This is a genomic window from Candidatus Acidianus copahuensis (assembly GCF_000632495.1).
In the GTDB taxonomy this organism is placed as follows: Archaea; Thermoproteota; Thermoprotei_A; order Sulfolobales; family Sulfolobaceae; genus Acidianus; species Acidianus copahuensis.
This window is the reverse complement of the sequence record NZ_JFZT01000016.1, coordinates 1-15612: the sequence shown is the minus strand read 5'-3', so window position 1 is coordinate 15612 and position 15612 is coordinate 1. Positions and strand designations below refer to the sequence as shown.

The window sequence follows — 15612 nt, the reverse complement described above, 5'->3', positions numbered from 1 at the left end:
TTTCCAATGGTATAACATGTTTGCTGTCTAGGATCCTTGCCTTTGTTGCTTATTAACTTTAAGCAATTGGTATTGCATTTTGCAATCCCTTGTTTGTGGGCATGTTAAATTTATCCTAACTCCTTGACCAACGTTTATTGTATTAAGGTTTAGTGATGTATTATATTACTTTTTTTTGAACTTCCATTTTTCGACTTTTTCCCTCTATTATCATGAGTTAAGCTTTTACATGTAATCGTAAAACTATGTTCATGAGAACTGTAGGAATTACGTTTTTCCCCGGTTGGAGGGAAAGATTGGGAGGTTTTGAAAGCACAATAAAATCGGCGTGGGACATGGGATTTACAGAGATCTTTGTTGGTCTTGGCCCTGGAACTCACTGGAGAACGCCAGTTACGGAAGCAATAAAACTGGGTAAGGATATTATGAAGAGAGCCCAACTCATGGGATACTATGTTTTCTCGGATATAAGTCCGTCTATACTCTCACAGCTCGGCATAGGTATTCAAGAGATCTGGAAACTTAGAGATATGGGAATAACCGGAGTGAAGTTGGACTATGGTTTTGCCATAGACGCAGTTAATCCCATAATCTCTCAAGGGATGTACGTTGAACTAAATGCCTCAACTGTAACTGAGGAAGAAGCGAGAAAATTAACGGAAATAATTACGACGGAAAAGATAAGGGCATCCCATAATTACTATCCAGTACCGTTCACAGGTCTATCCCTTGAAGCCGTAAAAAGGAGGAGCTCAATACTGGAGGGAATGGGTATAAGAGTAGGTGGTTTTATTCCTACTTCCGATTTTAAGCTTAGAACTACAGCTGAGGCTCTAAGGGAATTACCTCCCAAGATAGCGTCACAAGTTCTCTTCTCACTCGGTGTAAGCAGGGTATTGATAGGCGATCCTTTCCCCACGTGGAAGGATCTTGCGGAGGTCTCAAGATCTAGGAGAGAAGACTGGATTACCGTCAGACTAAGGCCTTATCCAGGTATAATAGGGGATATATTCGGAAGGCTATTTGTCCTAGACAAGGATAAGGAATATGCCATTGTTGGCTTTAACCCTCTCCCACTATACGTTCCTCCCAAGAATACGGTAATGAGGAGAAGAGGAACAGTTTGTCTAGTCAATGAAAAGAGGGAATTTACAGAAGTATGGATAATGAAAAGGGATGCACCACCCGATCCGGCATTTAACGTTATAGGGGAAATAGGGGAAGAGGACCTTCGGCTTATCGAACTCTCCTCTAAGGTGGTCTTCGAGGCTCATTCCCCTATTAAACCTTAGTATACCAAGAGTATTAGATAAGACAAGCGAGTATTCTATAGAGGGGGAGAGAAGGGTTTGAATTTTATATATGAATACTTTTTGTCATCTTAACGTAATTTAATACGTCCGACGATACCTTGGTATTGCTTCACGATAAGACGATACTAACTTGGAAAGTCTAGTTAAAATTTCTCGAAGTGAAGACGTTCTAACCGCTGGTTATTATGCTTGTAAAGCTCGTGGAATATCCTTTAGTTATCATCTCTAGAAGAGACAGAGGTTTCAGAGGAATCATGAAACAGTTTCAGGTTTATGATAACAGAAGACTTTAAAGCGATTATCATTTTATGATGAACCTGCGTTGATGCACACAAAGGCATGGTATGATTTGCGTCTAAAGGGATATGCAATTAGTCCCAATACCTTGACCACACTAGAGGTAGTTGTGATATTTTGGATGTGTAGGTAAGAAACTTAGAGGGCTAAAATACGAACAATCTAAAGTCCTCTAAGGATAATCTGTTCCTGCGAAGATCCCTAAATCACTAGGTTAATTTTGGGTTAGTAGGACAGAGGTTCCAAATGTGTAGCTAAATTACGATATATCCTTGCTTTGATATTCAACGACTTTTATCTCTTATGTATCTTAAAAACATTAAGGCAAAGATGGTTAAATTTTTTATAATATATTTGATCAAAGATTTATGCAAAATAAGGGAGAAAATAAACTTCTAATCTCCTTATTAATAGCTTTCTTTTTAGGAGGCTTTGAGTTAACAGTCTCAGGTAGTTTAAATCAGATAATAGCTAGTACTTTTAACTCTCCTTCTATGGCACCTCTTGTAATTTCAGCGTATTTAGCAGGTAGCGTAATAGGAAGTTTTCTCTTTGGAATTCTTGTAGATTCTTTCGGACGGAAGAGAACGTTAGAAATTGGACTTATAGTTTTTGTATTAGCCTCTTCATTGATTGCAATTTCAAGCAATGCGTTCGAATTTCTCATTCTTCAAGGGATTCAGGGTTTAGCGATAGGTGGTGATAGCACAGCAGCATCTCCAACTATTGTGGAAATGATAGGAAAAAATTGGAGGGGAAAGGCCTTTGTGATAGTTTCGACTGTATGGTTTTTGGGTGACATGTTGGCGTCTATTATTGGACTTTACCTCCTTTCTTTTTTACCCCCCTCTGAAGTCTGGAGGTACTCATACCTTTTCGCTCTTTTTCTAGTAATTCCTTTTGTTTTTATTAGGTTTACTCTTAAGGAAAGTCAAGTTTGGAAAGAATTTGGAGTTATTAAGAGGAAATTTACTTCATTACAAAAAAGAAATATTATTCTCTTTACAGTCATATCATCAATTGACAGTATAGTAGCTTACGTATTTCCCTTTATTTTAATTCCCGACTTTATCGCACCCTATTTAGGATTTTCTAGTTCTGGTGCAGTTAGCTTTACTGACGACGCTATACTTGGAGCGACTTTATCTTCTATCATAGGGGGATTTACTTTGGTTTTAGGGTTAATTGATAGACTTCCAAGGAAGAGTTCCATGATTATAGGGAGGACGTATATGTTGATCTCTTTTGGAATAATGATTCTCCCTATTTATCTTAAGTCCCCGTTAGGAATTATACTGGTCTTTGCAGCAATTTCTTTTTTATCTCCCTTAGGTCTCTTCGCCGCTGGCTTGGCTTCGACGGAAGTATTCCCTGCATCCATAAGAGGAAAGGTTGTTGGTATCGTTACTGGTATCTCTAGCATTGTAAGCGCAATAGCCCCAATAATCTTCTTTTCCCTATCGTCATCTTTAGGACTTCTATTTTCAATGATAGTATTAATTGCATTTATAGGAATAGACGTTAGTTCTGTCTTGATTTTAAGGATTCCAAATACAACAAATATTGATATTCAAGAAATAGAAAAATAATATTTATATTGTTAATATTTCATATCCTTCTTTTATCTTATTTAATACATATATTCCACCTACTGGAGCAAATTCATCTATCATTCCATCCTCTATATTCTCTTTATCTAATCCTACATTTTTCATTGCAACCTCACATGCAACAATCTTAATATTATGCTTCTTTGCGTTCCTTATTGCCTCAAGTATTGGAGAAAAGATCATTTGTTTTTTATTTAACGCTTCGACAGCTGGAGTAAGGAATATCATTTCAATCGTTATATTAGGATCTGCCTCTTTCATTTTCATTCCCATTCCAATATTAGCTAACATCTTAGCCATGTTCTCTCTTCCTGTTAGGAATACGAAAAGGACTTTATCGTTCATAAATATTGATTAGGCTTCTAACTTTTAAGTATAGTTTATAAAATTTTCAATCATAAAATTGAATAAAAATAATAAACTCTTTTAACTTTGATATTTCTCTCATAAAAATCCAGAAAACTTGAGTTCAAAAAGAGGAGGCTTTGAAGGTAACATAGAGGAATGTATTTATGTCCTTTACGTTAACGTTAATATGAATGTCTCAAAGAAAGAAGTAAAAGGGATTATAGCCCTGCTAATTAATAACTATTCATCAGAAAAGTACAACTACTTAGCCGAAAGGGAAATAGAAAGGGAATTTTAACACACTTACAAGCAATGGATTGTATAGAGCAATGCCAATTGTTTAAAGTTAATAAGCAACAAAGGCAAGGATCCTAGACAGCAAACACGTTATACCATTGGAAAAATGATAATATTTTAAAAAGAAAATTAACAAATGACTTTTAAAATGTTGTTTGGCACATTGAGAGTTGAAGCATATTCAGCATATTTGATAACGTTAATGAAGGGAATAAATCTATTCCCAAATTTTATAATCCTCTCTCCTATTGCCGTTGTCAGCAGTTTCGCTTAAACCGTGACATTTTTATGCATTTCATGATTTTTCACTTCCAACCAAAATACTTATATATTCTAAAAACAATATTATTCTGTCTCAAATGTGGGTATGTAGACCCGAAGGAGGGACTGTAAAAGAGTAAAGGATGGGGAGGAACTAAGCATGTGCGGGTTTCCCCACACCTAAGGTCTTTGACAAGATCTTCAGGAGTGTGGGTGGGGTTAACCCGCTAATGGGGCGGATCGCGATGATCAGCTTCGGCTCAGAACGTGGTGAAGCCCAAGGGTTTTATGGACATGACAATAAATGTCCGTAAAGCCCAAACCCTCGCAGTAAAGAAAGTTTCATCAAATCCCTAGTCTTTCCTCTCTCCATTTTACTTTTAGTTAAATATTTATAAAAAATTTTTCCTGAATAAAGATATTTATTCAAGTAATTCCCTTATTTTCTTAAACAGATTTGGATTTCCAAGAACTACTAACTGTTCTCCCTCCTTAAGTTCTGCATCCCTAGAAAAGTAAGGATCTAGCTGGTTTCCTCTAATAATAATGAGAGGGACAATGTCCTTTGGAAGTTCGTTGATCTTAGCTTTTTTCCTGACTTGAAATATTCCCAGAACAAAATTTTCTTCACTTCTATCTGGGAAAACTATTCCAGCAACGTTATTGGATACAGCAGCCGCTGCTGTAATCCTCCCTACAATTTCGTCATAAGGTATAACTAGATCCGCTCCACCTGTCTTAAATACATCCGTCAAACTTGGGTCTTTGATAACTGATATAACCTGAAGTGGTGGGTTCAGCTTTTGTACTTTTAAAGTAATAACTAATGTCTCCATATCATCTCCCATTGATATTATTGCGTTTTTAGCCTCTTTTATGCCAGCACTAAGCAAGTTCTTATCATCCTTAGGATCGCCTAAAACCACCTTATCCCCCGATATTTTACTTGCCAGTTCAGAAGAGTGGGTTAGAACCACGTAATCAACGCCAAGTTTTTCCATTCTTTTAACTGCACTAATAATTACGTTTCCGTGGCCTATTAAAACAGTATGCCCTTTCATATGAGTTCCCCTCCATCTTGCTTTCGCGTCAATCCAAGAGCTTCTCTTAACTACTGTAGAGACTATAGCTTGAATTATACTTGTATAAAGTCCAACAGCAAATATTATAGTGAGAATAAGGAATAACTTCTCTGTAGAAGGCATTTGAGAGATATTTGGAGCATAAAGTCCAACAGTAGTAATTACATTTACGCCTGCATAAATAGCTGAAATCCAATCTAGATGCTGATAAACAATAAATATTAATGCATTCAAATAAACCGCAATTCCAAGGAGAATAATTTGAAGGAGAATTTTTCTCAAAACCGAATACGGGGCTATCATATTCTCCAGAACAGGAACAACAAAGTGGTTCCATATTCTTTTTGAGTCCAACGATCATCAGCGTTCGCTTATATCTAGAATTAAAAAGCTTTTTTCCCAAGATGTTTTATCTATTGTTTGCTTCATTTCAGATGTCTTAGGACGTATTTATGGTCCTTCGAGTCTTACACAAATGCACATAGGATTTAACAGCAGATCTTTTTCAATTGAGTTTTAAATTCTGATAATTAGTTCACGCTCTTTCAATAACGATGCTACCTCCTTGCCCTCCTCCTACGCATAAAGTGGCAATTCCGTAATCCTCTCCATCTATGTTCAGTTGTCTTGCAAGCGTCCCCACTAATCTAGCTCCAGTAGCGCCCAATGGATGTCCAATAGCTATCGCTCCTCCTCTCTTGTTTACTTTTTCTTCTTCTATTCCTAATTCTTTAATAGTGTTTAACACAACAACGGCAAATGCCTCATTTATCTCCCATATTCCAATGTCCTTTACTTGCAATTTCGCTTTTTCTAAAGCCTTTTTTGATGCGGGTATAGGACCCTTTCCCATAACATCTGGTGGAACACCTGCATAACCAAAGCTCTTGATTTTGGCTAATGGGGTTAATCCATATTTCTCTATACTTCTTTTGGACATTAATAAAACATATGATGCTCCTGTATTAAGAGGGGCTGAGTTGCCTGCTGTTATAACTCCATTAGGCTTAAAGGATGGAGGAAGTTGTAGTAATTTCTCTAATGAAGTGTCAGGTCTTATTGATTGATCTTGATCAATTTCTCTGTCACTATCTTCAACCTTAACGCGGATAGGCATTATCTCCCTTTTGAAAAAACCACCTTGAAATGCCCTGTAAGCTAACTGATGACTTCTCAAGGAAAACCTATCCATTTCCTCTCTGCTTATCTTAGCCTCCTCTGCTAACTTTTCTGCAGTTAAGCCCATAACATAACCCACTTGTAAGTCGTAATCTGAATACTTGGGATCTTTAAGAAAATTAACATTAATCTCTATGTTAGGATTATCATACATAGGTACTTTAGACAATTTCTCTATCCCACCAGCTATTACAATGTCAGCCATTCCTGTCGAAATCTCCATGGAAGCAGTTGAAATTGACGTTAAAGAGGACGCACATTGTCTGTCAATAGCCATGGTAGGTATGGTGTACGGTAACATTCCGGCAAATATCTCATGCCTTCCTCCATAACTCCACTGTTCTCCAACCTGAAGGGCACAACCAGTAACTATCTCTTCAATGTCTTGTGGATTTATATTATTTCTCTCTATTAACTCCCTAATCACTCTTCCAGCAAGTTCCTCAGGTCTTAGGTTATAGAATAAATCCTTTTGCGGTTCTTTTCTTGAAAACTTAGTAAAAGGCGTTCTAAGGAAATCTACCAAGTAAACTTCATCTAACATTTTTATCATTTACCTTTATGCACTTGACTGCATAAATAGCTTTAGGAAAATGCGCATGAATTACCTTTAGAGAGGAACTAATTGTTGCAAAGATCTAAGCCATAAGCTTAAATGATAGCTAATATAGTGTTTTGTTAACATAGACAAGAACTAATCTTTGAGAAAATGATAATTATACTCCAAATTATTTGTTCTAATCTCCTCCTGATTTATAATATAGAACATATTTATTAATAAATTTATAAATAATATACTGCGAAACAAGTTATACATAGATTTAAATCAAAACTTCATTAACCAAAAAAATAAATTTTTGAACTTGAATCAGATGTCAGGTAATCCGATGTACGTCCCAAAAACTGAAAGAGGAAAGGAAACTGTAAACAGAATAATTACGTCCTCTCTTGAACTTTTTGCTGAAAAGGGATTTTCTTCTACAAGTATAAACGACATAACAGAGAAAGCTGGAGTAGCTCATGGCTTATTCTATTTCTATTTTAGGACTAAATATGATATTCTTGATAATATTGTAAAAATAGTTAATTTAGATATGCGTAAATACCTTAAACTCAGTACTATGGGACTAGATAAAAGGATAGAAATAGAAAAAGTAGGAATGCAAAAGTTTCTCGAATGGATGAAAATCAATAGGAAATATTATAGAATTCTTATAGAAGCTCAAGTACATAAACCAGAATCTTACACTTGGTATTTTGAGACATTATCAAAAAGATATTCCGAAGAATTAAGAAAGGCTATGGATGAAGGACAAATAATTAAGGTCAATCCTGAGTTGCTTTCTTATATCTTTATTGGAATAGGGCACATGCTAGGGTTAAGATATGTATTATGGCATAACGATGGCTTAACTGAAAGAGATATGAGAGATTTGAACCTTATTATAGAGAGAATGGTCAGTCCATAATTTAAATATTATTTTATTTTCTATCTAATCTCTTTTAATTCATGTTGAATGAACTGAAATATTGTTCAATTACTTTCAGATTAAATTTAATCATTTTTAATAGATTTTTAGAGCCGATTGTTATGTAATTTTTCCTGCGAATAGGAAAAATCTTCATTGGTCTCAAGATGTCTATCTAAGATATTTACTAAAATGAATTCTTTTTATTAATAAAACTTCATGCTAGTAACAAAATAAAGAGGAAGGCTCATTAATTAACTCTTCCCTTATGGAAAGATTCATAAGCAATCTAAAGCTAAGTGTCTTTTACCTTAAAAACAAAATTATTGAAAATAGTATCTAAACTAGCATATTTCGAAGAATTTTATTACTGTCCTTTTTTCTATTTTATTATTATATTTATCTATTATTAAAAAATTGTATACTTATATTCTTTAAGTAATAGATTCAAGTAGGATCGCACCTTAACTATTCGCCAACGAATTTTGGTTTTCTCTTTTCTAGAAATGCCTTAATTCCCTCCTTAACGTCATTTGTTGTTAATAGCAAGCCAAACAGCGCTCCTTCAATTAGCATTCCATCCCAAATATTGGTTTCATTACCCATCTCGATTGCTAGTTTTGCTGCAATCAGGGAAGACGGAGACTTCTCCGCTATTTTGGTTGCAACCCTTTTAACCTCTTCCTCAAACTTTTCAGGAGGTACAACCAGGTCAACTAATCCAATTTCATATGCTTGCTTTGCAGATATTATCTCTCCAGTGTATATTAGCATTTTAGCCTTCCCTTTCCCTACTAGTTTAGGTAATCTTTGAGTCCCTCCAGCACCTGGTATTATTCCAATATTTATCTCTGGTTGACCTAACTGTGCAGTTTCAGATGCAATCCTAATATCACAAGCCATCGCCAACTCTAATCCTCCTCCTAAAGCGTAGCCATTAATTGCAGCTAATATAGGTTTAGTATATAGTGAAATCTTACTTACTAGTTCTCTCAAAGTCCTATATCTAATTATATCTATAGGCTTAAGATTTAAGAAAGAGGCGATATCAGCACCCGCGGAAAACGATCTCCCATTGCCAGTTAATATCAAAGTTCTTACTCTATTATCTGTTTCAAGTTCGTCTAACGCTTTATTTACTTCCTCAACTAGTTCTTGAGTTATGGCATTAAGCATTTCAGGCCTGTCTAAGATTATCCACGCCAAAGGTGGTTCAATTCTTAGTAATACATTTTTGTATTTTTTCTCTTCAACCTTGTTGTAAATGTAGAAACCTTCACCAGTTTTAACTCCCAACTTGTTTGATCCCATCATTTGCATAAGTAAAGCATCTACATTGTAAAATTCATTATTTGATTCAAGCTTAAGCTTAGAGATCGCGTTGACCACGTTATCTATTCCTATTTCGTCAGCGTATCTAAGTATACCCTTCGGTAGGCCCAATCCAAGCTCAACGCTTAGGTCTATATCCTCCTTTGAGGAAACTCCATTTCTTAACAACCTCGCCGCTTCGTTCACCGCTCCGGCTATGATAAGTGATGGATCAACCTTATCCTTTAGCTCTATAGGTATGTCAGGTTTAGAATATTTTCCAGGTGAAGGATAAGCATAAAATCCCTTACCGCTCTTGACTCCAAACTCCTTCATCTTAAACTTCTCGTCTATAAGACTACATCCTGGTAATTCTATGCCAAGTTGTTTCCAGCCTTCATTTATAAGATAAACTACGTCTATCCCAGTGTAATCCATTAGTTCAAAAACTCCCATAGGGAAACCTAGTTTATATCTAGCTGCGGCATCAACTTCTGTGAAAGACGCTAACCCTTTTTCAACAATTATACACGAACCATTAAATATACCGAAGAGAAGTCTGTTGACTAGGTAGCCTGGAACGTCCTTATTTATCATTACTGGTTGTTTTCCAATTCTTTTAGCTAGTTCATAGACAATTTTAGCTGTCTGATCAGTCGTCTTTTCTCCCTTCATCACCTCGACGAGTGACATGAGAACTGGAGGGTTGAAGAAATGCATACCAATTACTTTATCCTCTCTCTTTGTCGATCTGGCGATAAGAGTAATGGGAAGACTGCTTGTATTTGTAGCGAGTATTGCTTCTTCCTTTAATGTCTGGTCAAGGGACTGGAATATTTGCCTCTTCAGATCTAATCTCTCTACCGCAGCCTCTATCGCAAAGTCAACGTCTTTAACCTGTTCGCTTAAACCAACTATTGGCTTAATTCTAGCCATTATATGGTCGACGTTTTCCTTTAATCTCCCTTTTTCATGAAATTTTTCTAAACTCCACTTTATCTTCTGCATTCCACTATTTACAATATCTTGAGAAATATCGCTTAAGTACACTTCGTATCCACTTAACGCAAAAACCTCAGCAATTCCGTGCCCCATTGTGCCAGAACCGACCACGAGAATTTTCTTAATCTGTTCTATATCCATTAATAAATTGGTAAAACTGACTGATAATAAAGATTTCTAGTTTTCCTTTTCAACAAATGTTAAATACAGTCAGATTTTAACTATTATATATGGTCTTACCATTCAGCGGATCGGAGGCGTACTCCATAAACGTAAACCAGAATCACGAGATCTTTAGAAAATCAGTAAGGGAGTTCATGGAGAATTATGTATCACCTCAGGTAGAGAGGGGAGAGAAGGAAGGAAAAGTGCCTGATGAAGTATTACAGAAGGCAAAAGAATTAGGACTTTATGGCATACAAGCCCCAGAGAAGTATGGAGGACAGGGAGGAGATATGTTAATGGTCGCAATAGCTCAAGAGGAAATGACTAGAGTATGGCCCTCCTTTGCTACTAGGATATCAATTGGAGGACTCTATATGTCACCTATACTTCTTTATGGTACAGAGGAACAAAAGGTAAAATATGTCACTCCAGTAGCTAAAGGGGAAAAGGAAGCTGCATTTGCAAATACTGAACCAGTAGCAGGTTCAGACGTTTCTGGAATTCGAACTGTAGCAAAGAAGGTCGGAAATAAATACATAATTAACGGTAAAAAAATTTTTATCACCAATGGAGGCTATGCTGACTACTTTGTGGTTACAGCCAGAACTTCTCCCCCAGAACCCAATGCTAGGTGGAAAGGAATTTCTATGTTTATTGTCGAAAAACCTTGGAAAGGAGTTAAGGTAGAAAGTAGGATTGAAACTATTGGTCTAAAGGCTTCATACACAGCTGAACTACTTTTTGATGACGTTGAAGTTCCTGAGAGTAACTTGATAGGTGAAGAAGGTATGGGATTTAAATATGCAATGGCAGCATTTGATAGAACTAGGGTCGGAGTTGCTGCGCAAGGAGTAGGGGCTGCACAAGGGGCATTAGAAAAGATGGTAACTTATTCTATGCAAAGATCTGCCTTCGAAAATTCCCTAATAAATTTTCAGATGGTACAAGAAAAGATCTCTGAATCATTAACCGAAGTAAATGCAGCTAGGCTTCTCACCTACTGGGCGGCTAGTCTGTTTGATAAAGGCGAAGAGAACGAAGCAATCATTGCCGCTTCTATGGCTAAGTTCTTCTCCACGGAAGTCGCTGAGAAAGTCGCAATAAGGGCAATAACAATTCATGGCGGTTATGGAGTGTCAGCAAGTGCAGGAGTTGAGAGATATTTGAGAGACGTTGAGGTTATGAAGATCTATGAAGGTACAAACGATATACAGAAGTTAACAATATTGAAGGAAAGTGCAAAGAGGTTATTGGGTTTAAGATTATAAGTTAGATTTTTAACCTTATTTATATTAACAATCTATAATGGACAATCAATCTTATTATTATGATTATCAGTTAACAATAGATAAAATCCTAGATTCTGGCTGTACTACATTTCCCAATCAAGAAATAGTTTACAGGGATCTAAGGAGATACACTTTTTCCTCATTTTCTGAATCAGTAAAAAGACTAAAAACTGGATTAAGAAGGTTAGGAGTGAGGAGAGGGGATAGGATTGGCGTTATTGACTGGGATACAGATGTCTTTCTGCATTTATACTACGCTATTCCTTCATTAGGTTCAACTCTCCATACAGTAAACATAAGGTATCCCCCAGATCTCATAATAAAGACAATATTGCAGGCCGAAGACAAGTACCTAATTGTAAGGGATGAGTTTATGCCACTTGTAGAGAAAGCCAAGAATTTGATACCACCAGGAATGAAGATTATAACCTATAACGACAACAAGGAAAAGGTAAAAAGTGACGTTCAATCGATAAACTTCTGGGATTTAATAGAAAGTAATGAACCATCTGAACCTGAGGAATTGAACGAGAGAACGGAAGCCACACTATTCTTTACATCAGGGACAACGGGAGAACCCAAGGGTGTAAGCTTTACTCATAGGGATCTTGTACTTCACGCTCTTTCTGTGTCATTAGTTGGTTCAAGACCACCGATCAATATTAGTTCTTCTGATGTGTACCTTATACTAGTTCCAATGTTTCACGTTCATGCGTGGGGTTATCCTTATGTATTCATGATTTCGGGTATAAAGTACGTATTACCCGGAAAATATGATTACGGTAATATATTGAGGCTTATGGATAAGGAGAAAGTAACGTTTTCTGCCATGGTCCCTACAATACTATATCTACTTATTACGCATCCTGATTCACAGAGTTTTTCTCACGTGTTCAAAAGATGGAGAGTCGTAATTGGAGGATCAGCCTTACCTGAAGGCTTAGCTAGAAAGGCAAAAGAACTTGGAATTACTGTTGTTGGGGGATATGGACTTTCCGAGACAGCTCCTGTCCTAACAGTGGGCTTTTACAATTCGTTAATTATGAATTCGACGGAAGACCAAAAGTTCATGGAGCAAATAACAGCTGGAACTACAATACCTTTAGTTGAATTGAAAGTTATTGATCCAGCTACCAATAGTGTGGTGAAGGGCAAAAAAATAGGTGAGATAGTAGTTAGATCCCCATGGTTAACTAAGGAATATTATAAGGATAAAGGTAAAACAGAACTGCTATGGAGAGGAGGATGGTTACACACAGGAGATATGGGTTTTATCGACGACTATGGTTATCTTCATGTAGTAGATAGAGAAAAGGACGCGATAAAGAGTGGAGGGGAATTCATACCTACTCTTCTGCTAGAAGACGTAATCTCATTGCATCCAAACGTCTCACAAGTAGCAGTTGTTGGTATAAACGATGAAAAATGGGGGGAAAGACCTATAGCGTTTATAGTTCCTAACGGTAAAGTATCAGAAGACGAAATAAGGCAATTTCTACAGGTTAAAGTTAATGAAGGTAGAATACAGAAATGGTGGATCCCCGATAAGTTTATCTTTGTTTCCTCTCTTCCTCTAACTTCAACAAATAAAATCGATAAAAAAATGTTGAGGGATATGGCCAAAAAATAAAAATATTTCCTACTAAGAAGTAAATTTTAATTGACTAAGGACGTTATTAAGCAACTAGTGCTTTTTTTTTTAAAAAAAAGAAAAACTTAATATGTTATAACGTTAGAAGGAAGTATGGCAAAAAACATAGTCGTAATGATAAACTCAGGTAAAGATCAAAAACCCAAGATATTAACTGGGCTAACTTTAGCTTTGGTAGGGAAGCAAAAGCAATTATTCGATGATATTCAAGTAATATTCTTTGGTCCCAGTGAGCAGCTAATTGCGGAAAACGATCCAGATGTAATGAGTATGCTCAACCAAATGATGAGCATAGAGAAAGTTTACGCGTGCCAACTTGTAGGAGACTCTATGAAAATAACGGATAAACTTAAGGCAATTTCAGGTCTAAATGTAACGTTGGTAGGTCCCTTAATCGCAGACTTAGTATCTAAAGGCTATGAAATATTAAATTTTTAACCTTTTTTGAATTAGTTTCAACTAGAAAACCTTTATAAGTTCTATCTAGGAAAGAAGTGAATCCAATTCGTATTTTAAACGGAACTGCTTAACATGTATATTTATATTGTTTTGTTTTATAATTCTAATTTATAAATAACTTTAAATGAGTTTTATAGGAAATCACTTGATTTTCTCTAAAATCCATAGAATTATTCCGGAGAATATCATAAGAAGCCCGATTAATTTTACCTCTAAGGTGTGAGCTAACGGATTAACCTTTAATATAGTTATCTTCACATAAACGGGAGATGTTACAGTACCTGATATCTCCTTAACTGATTGGTTAATAACTTTTTGCGTTGTAATGTTGCCGCACTTTAAACTCTCAGTTTCGTTTATAATTTTTTTGACAATTACTGACTGAATCTGTTTATATCCTTCAATTACCCATTTTCCAGGTGAAAGATCTGTGGAATAAGGCAATTTCTCTATAGAGATCTTACCATTATGAGAAATCGTTATGTATACTGTAATGTTAGAAGAATTTGAGGATATTGTAATTACTCCAACTGCAGTAGATGGGATAGATATTGTAAATGGTTTTTGAGTTAACGTTCTAGTAAAAGTTATATGCGCATTAATAGATATTAAGCTTAAGGAAAGTAGAGCTATTCCTATAGCTATCAAGACACTTTTCATACTTCTAACCTCATAAATTTAACAAACGTGAGTGTTAAAGCTAATACTGCTAGGATAAGATCTATCTCAACGCCGAATACTATTTGAGGGAGGACATTTTTTCCAAGCGAGTAGACTATCCATAATACATAGGGATTAGTAAATGACGTTAAGTATAGATGATTGTAGAATCCTTGAATTAGAAGATAATAATTAATTGATCCGCCCAAAATAAATGTTCCTCCTAAGATAAACATTGAGATCAGGGTAGACACTCCAGGGCTCCTAAATAGTATGGTGAGAAGGAAAGTTACGTTTTCAGCAAAGAAATATCCTGAAATGAAAGTTAAGTAAAGCAACGGAGGTACTCCTATTTCTGCCATAAATGAATAGAACAAGGTTGAAGAGACCCAAAATAATAAGGGCAATACAACGTCCGAAATGTAAATAAAAACAAACAGCTCTTCCCTTTTTATTGGAGACATTAAGAAGGAGATTATACTTCCTCTATACATATGGTCTCCTGTTACAAAAACTATATTTCTCAAACCTAAGGAAAAAGCTAAAGTCTCCGACACGCTAATTATTGGTATGAAAGCTAGAACTATTCCAAAAAGCTCAAACCCTGATCTCTCGTAAAAAGCTGATAGGAACACGTTGGATAATAGCATAGTTGGAAGGATTAACTCTAAGGTTGGATCTCTATACCTTTCCTTGAATATTATTCTAAATATCTGTAAACTTCTTGAAAGCCTCATCAAGGGAAGACCTCCTTAAGCTAATAATCTTTACTCCTCCATCCTCGAGTTTATCTACAACCTCTCTTAAATTACCTCTAACCCTTAGGTAACCTCCTTCAAGTTCTCCTAAACCAAGGATTCTCTGAGCTTTTTCGGGATTATCAACTAAAAGAAATATTTCATCTCCAGCACTTAATGCATCGTTTATCTTACCTGAGAATGTAATCTTTCCTTGATCAATGAAAACCACGTGAGTTACTATTTTTTCCAACTCTGAAAGTATGTGAGAAGAGATGAAGAAAGTTACCCCTTTCCGATGAAGTGCTTTAACTACCTCATAAAACTCCAACCTTGCTTTGGGATCGAGATTTGCAGTAGGCTCATCAGCGAGAATTAGTTGGGGTTCCTTAATTAAGGCTGCAGCTAATTGAACTCTCTGAGCTAATCCTGAGGAGAGTTGATTTAACTTCTTATTCAGGTGAGAGTTTAGTTGAAACTCC

The 15612-nt window shown here is 36.0% G+C and carries 14 protein-coding genes; 7 read left to right on the top strand and 7 right to left on the bottom strand.

Annotated elements, in window-relative coordinates; translation table 11 throughout:
* Window positions 1-251 precede the first annotated feature (251 nt).
* Window positions 252-1292 (top strand): MupG family TIM beta-alpha barrel fold protein, encoded by a 1041-nt coding sequence (locus tag CM19_RS01490; RefSeq protein WP_048098678.1) that lies wholly within the window; start codon window positions 252-254, stop codon window positions 1290-1292.
* Window positions 1293-1978: 686 nt separating this feature from the next.
* On the top strand, window positions 1979-3199 hold the full coding sequence (locus CM19_RS01485) for an MFS transporter (RefSeq protein ID WP_048098677.1): 1221 nt from the start codon (window positions 1979-1981) through the stop codon (window positions 3197-3199).
* Between the two features lie 3 nt (window positions 3200-3202).
* Here the strand turns inward: CM19_RS01485 and CM19_RS01480 are convergent, their stop codons facing one another.
* A complete protein-coding gene (locus CM19_RS01480; protein WP_048098676.1) occupies window positions 3203-3565 on the bottom strand; it encodes a DsrE family protein in 363 nt (120 codons plus the stop codon).
* 118 nt (window positions 3566-3683) lie between these two features.
* Here CM19_RS01480 and CM19_RS01475 point away from each other — a divergent pair, with 118 nt between their 5' ends.
* On the top strand, window positions 3684-3866 hold the full coding sequence (locus CM19_RS01475) for a hypothetical protein (RefSeq protein ID WP_048098675.1): 183 nt from the start codon (window positions 3684-3686) through the stop codon (window positions 3864-3866).
* Between the two features lie 682 nt (window positions 3867-4548).
* On the opposite strand, the gene CM19_RS01470 is transcribed toward CM19_RS01475, so the two are convergent.
* Entirely contained in the window at window positions 4549-5562 is a 1014-nt protein-coding gene (locus CM19_RS01470) for a potassium channel family protein (protein ID WP_048098674.1), read from the bottom strand.
* A gap of 181 nt (window positions 5563-5743) precedes the next feature.
* Entirely contained in the window at window positions 5744-6931 is a 1188-nt protein-coding gene (locus tag CM19_RS01465; protein WP_048098720.1) for an acetyl-CoA C-acetyltransferase, read from the bottom strand.
* Window positions 6932-7259: 328 nt separating this feature from the next.
* Between CM19_RS01465 and CM19_RS01460 the strand changes: the two genes are divergently transcribed.
* Window positions 7260-7856, top strand: coding sequence for a TetR/AcrR family transcriptional regulator (locus CM19_RS01460; protein WP_235185590.1), 597 nt, complete (start codon window positions 7260-7262; stop codon window positions 7854-7856).
* A gap of 468 nt (window positions 7857-8324) precedes the next feature.
* On the opposite strand, the gene CM19_RS01455 is transcribed toward CM19_RS01460, so the two are convergent.
* Window positions 8325-10310, bottom strand: coding sequence for a 3-hydroxyacyl-CoA dehydrogenase/enoyl-CoA hydratase family protein (locus CM19_RS01455; RefSeq protein ID WP_048098673.1), 1986 nt, complete (start codon window positions 10308-10310; stop codon window positions 8325-8327).
* A gap of 89 nt (window positions 10311-10399) precedes the next feature.
* Here CM19_RS01455 and CM19_RS01450 point away from each other — a divergent pair, with 89 nt between their 5' ends.
* The 3 genes from CM19_RS01450 (at window position 10400) to CM19_RS01440 (ending at window position 13712) form a co-directional block, all read left to right on the top strand.
* A complete protein-coding gene (locus CM19_RS01450; protein WP_048098672.1) occupies window positions 10400-11602 on the top strand; it encodes an acyl-CoA dehydrogenase family protein in 1203 nt (400 codons plus the stop codon).
* Between the two features lie 37 nt (window positions 11603-11639).
* Window positions 11640-13253, top strand: a complete 1614-nt coding sequence (locus CM19_RS01445; RefSeq protein ID WP_048098671.1) for a long-chain-fatty-acid--CoA ligase — start codon at window positions 11640-11642, stop codon at window positions 13251-13253.
* Window positions 13254-13367: 114 nt separating this feature from the next.
* Window positions 13368-13712: a DsrE family protein gene (locus tag CM19_RS01440; RefSeq protein WP_048098670.1), complete on the top strand. Its 345-nt coding sequence runs from the start codon at window positions 13368-13370 to the stop codon at window positions 13710-13712.
* A gap of 162 nt (window positions 13713-13874) precedes the next feature.
* Here CM19_RS01440 and CM19_RS01435 read toward each other — a convergent pair whose 3' ends face one another.
* The 3 genes from CM19_RS01435 to CM19_RS01425 all read right to left on the bottom strand — a co-directional run.
* On the bottom strand, window positions 13875-14393 hold the full coding sequence (locus CM19_RS01435) for a hypothetical protein (RefSeq protein ID WP_048098669.1): 519 nt from the start codon (window positions 14391-14393) through the stop codon (window positions 13875-13877).
* Window positions 14390-15130: a hypothetical protein gene (locus tag CM19_RS01430; RefSeq protein WP_048098668.1), complete on the bottom strand. Its 741-nt coding sequence runs from the start codon at window positions 15128-15130 to the stop codon at window positions 14390-14392. Before CM19_RS01430 ends, CM19_RS01435 begins: the two co-directional genes overlap by 4 nt.
* The coding region (locus CM19_RS01425; RefSeq protein WP_048098667.1) for an ATP-binding cassette domain-containing protein at window positions 15099-15612 on the bottom strand (514 nt) is incomplete at its 5' end. The genes CM19_RS01430 and CM19_RS01425, both read right to left, overlap by 32 nt.

Excerpts from the sequence above, each read along its gene's own strand:
- CM19_RS01445 (WP_048098671.1), top strand. The coding sequence starts at position 11,640 with ATGGACAATCAATCTTATTATTATGATTATCAGTTAACAATAGATAAA.
- CM19_RS01440 (WP_048098670.1), top strand. The coding sequence starts at position 13,368 with ATGGCAAAAAACATAGTCGTAATGATAAACTCAGGTAAAGATCAAAAA.
- CM19_RS01450 (WP_048098672.1), top strand. The coding sequence starts at position 10,400 with ATGGTCTTACCATTCAGCGGATCGGAGGCGTACTCCATAAACGTAAAC.
- CM19_RS01465 (WP_048098720.1), bottom strand. The coding sequence starts at position 6,931 with ATGTTAGATGAAGTTTACTTGGTAGATTTCCTTAGAACGCCTTTTACT.
- CM19_RS01455 (WP_048098673.1), bottom strand. The coding sequence starts at position 10,310 with ATGGATATAGAACAGATTAAGAAAATTCTCGTGGTCGGTTCTGGCACA.
- CM19_RS01480 (WP_048098676.1), bottom strand. The coding sequence starts at position 3,565 with ATGAACGATAAAGTCCTTTTCGTATTCCTAACAGGAAGAGAGAACATG.
- CM19_RS01485 (WP_048098677.1), top strand. The coding sequence starts at position 1,979 with ATGCAAAATAAGGGAGAAAATAAACTTCTAATCTCCTTATTAATAGCT.
- CM19_RS01460 (WP_235185590.1), top strand. The coding sequence starts at position 7,260 with ATGTCAGGTAATCCGATGTACGTCCCAAAAACTGAAAGAGGAAAGGAA.
- CM19_RS01435 (WP_048098669.1), bottom strand. The coding sequence starts at position 14,393 with ATGAAAAGTGTCTTGATAGCTATAGGAATAGCTCTACTTTCCTTAAGC.
- CM19_RS01430 (WP_048098668.1), bottom strand. The coding sequence starts at position 15,130 with ATGAGGCTTTCAAGAAGTTTACAGATATTTAGAATAATATTCAAGGAA.
- CM19_RS01490 (WP_048098678.1), top strand. The coding sequence starts at position 252 with ATGAGAACTGTAGGAATTACGTTTTTCCCCGGTTGGAGGGAAAGATTG.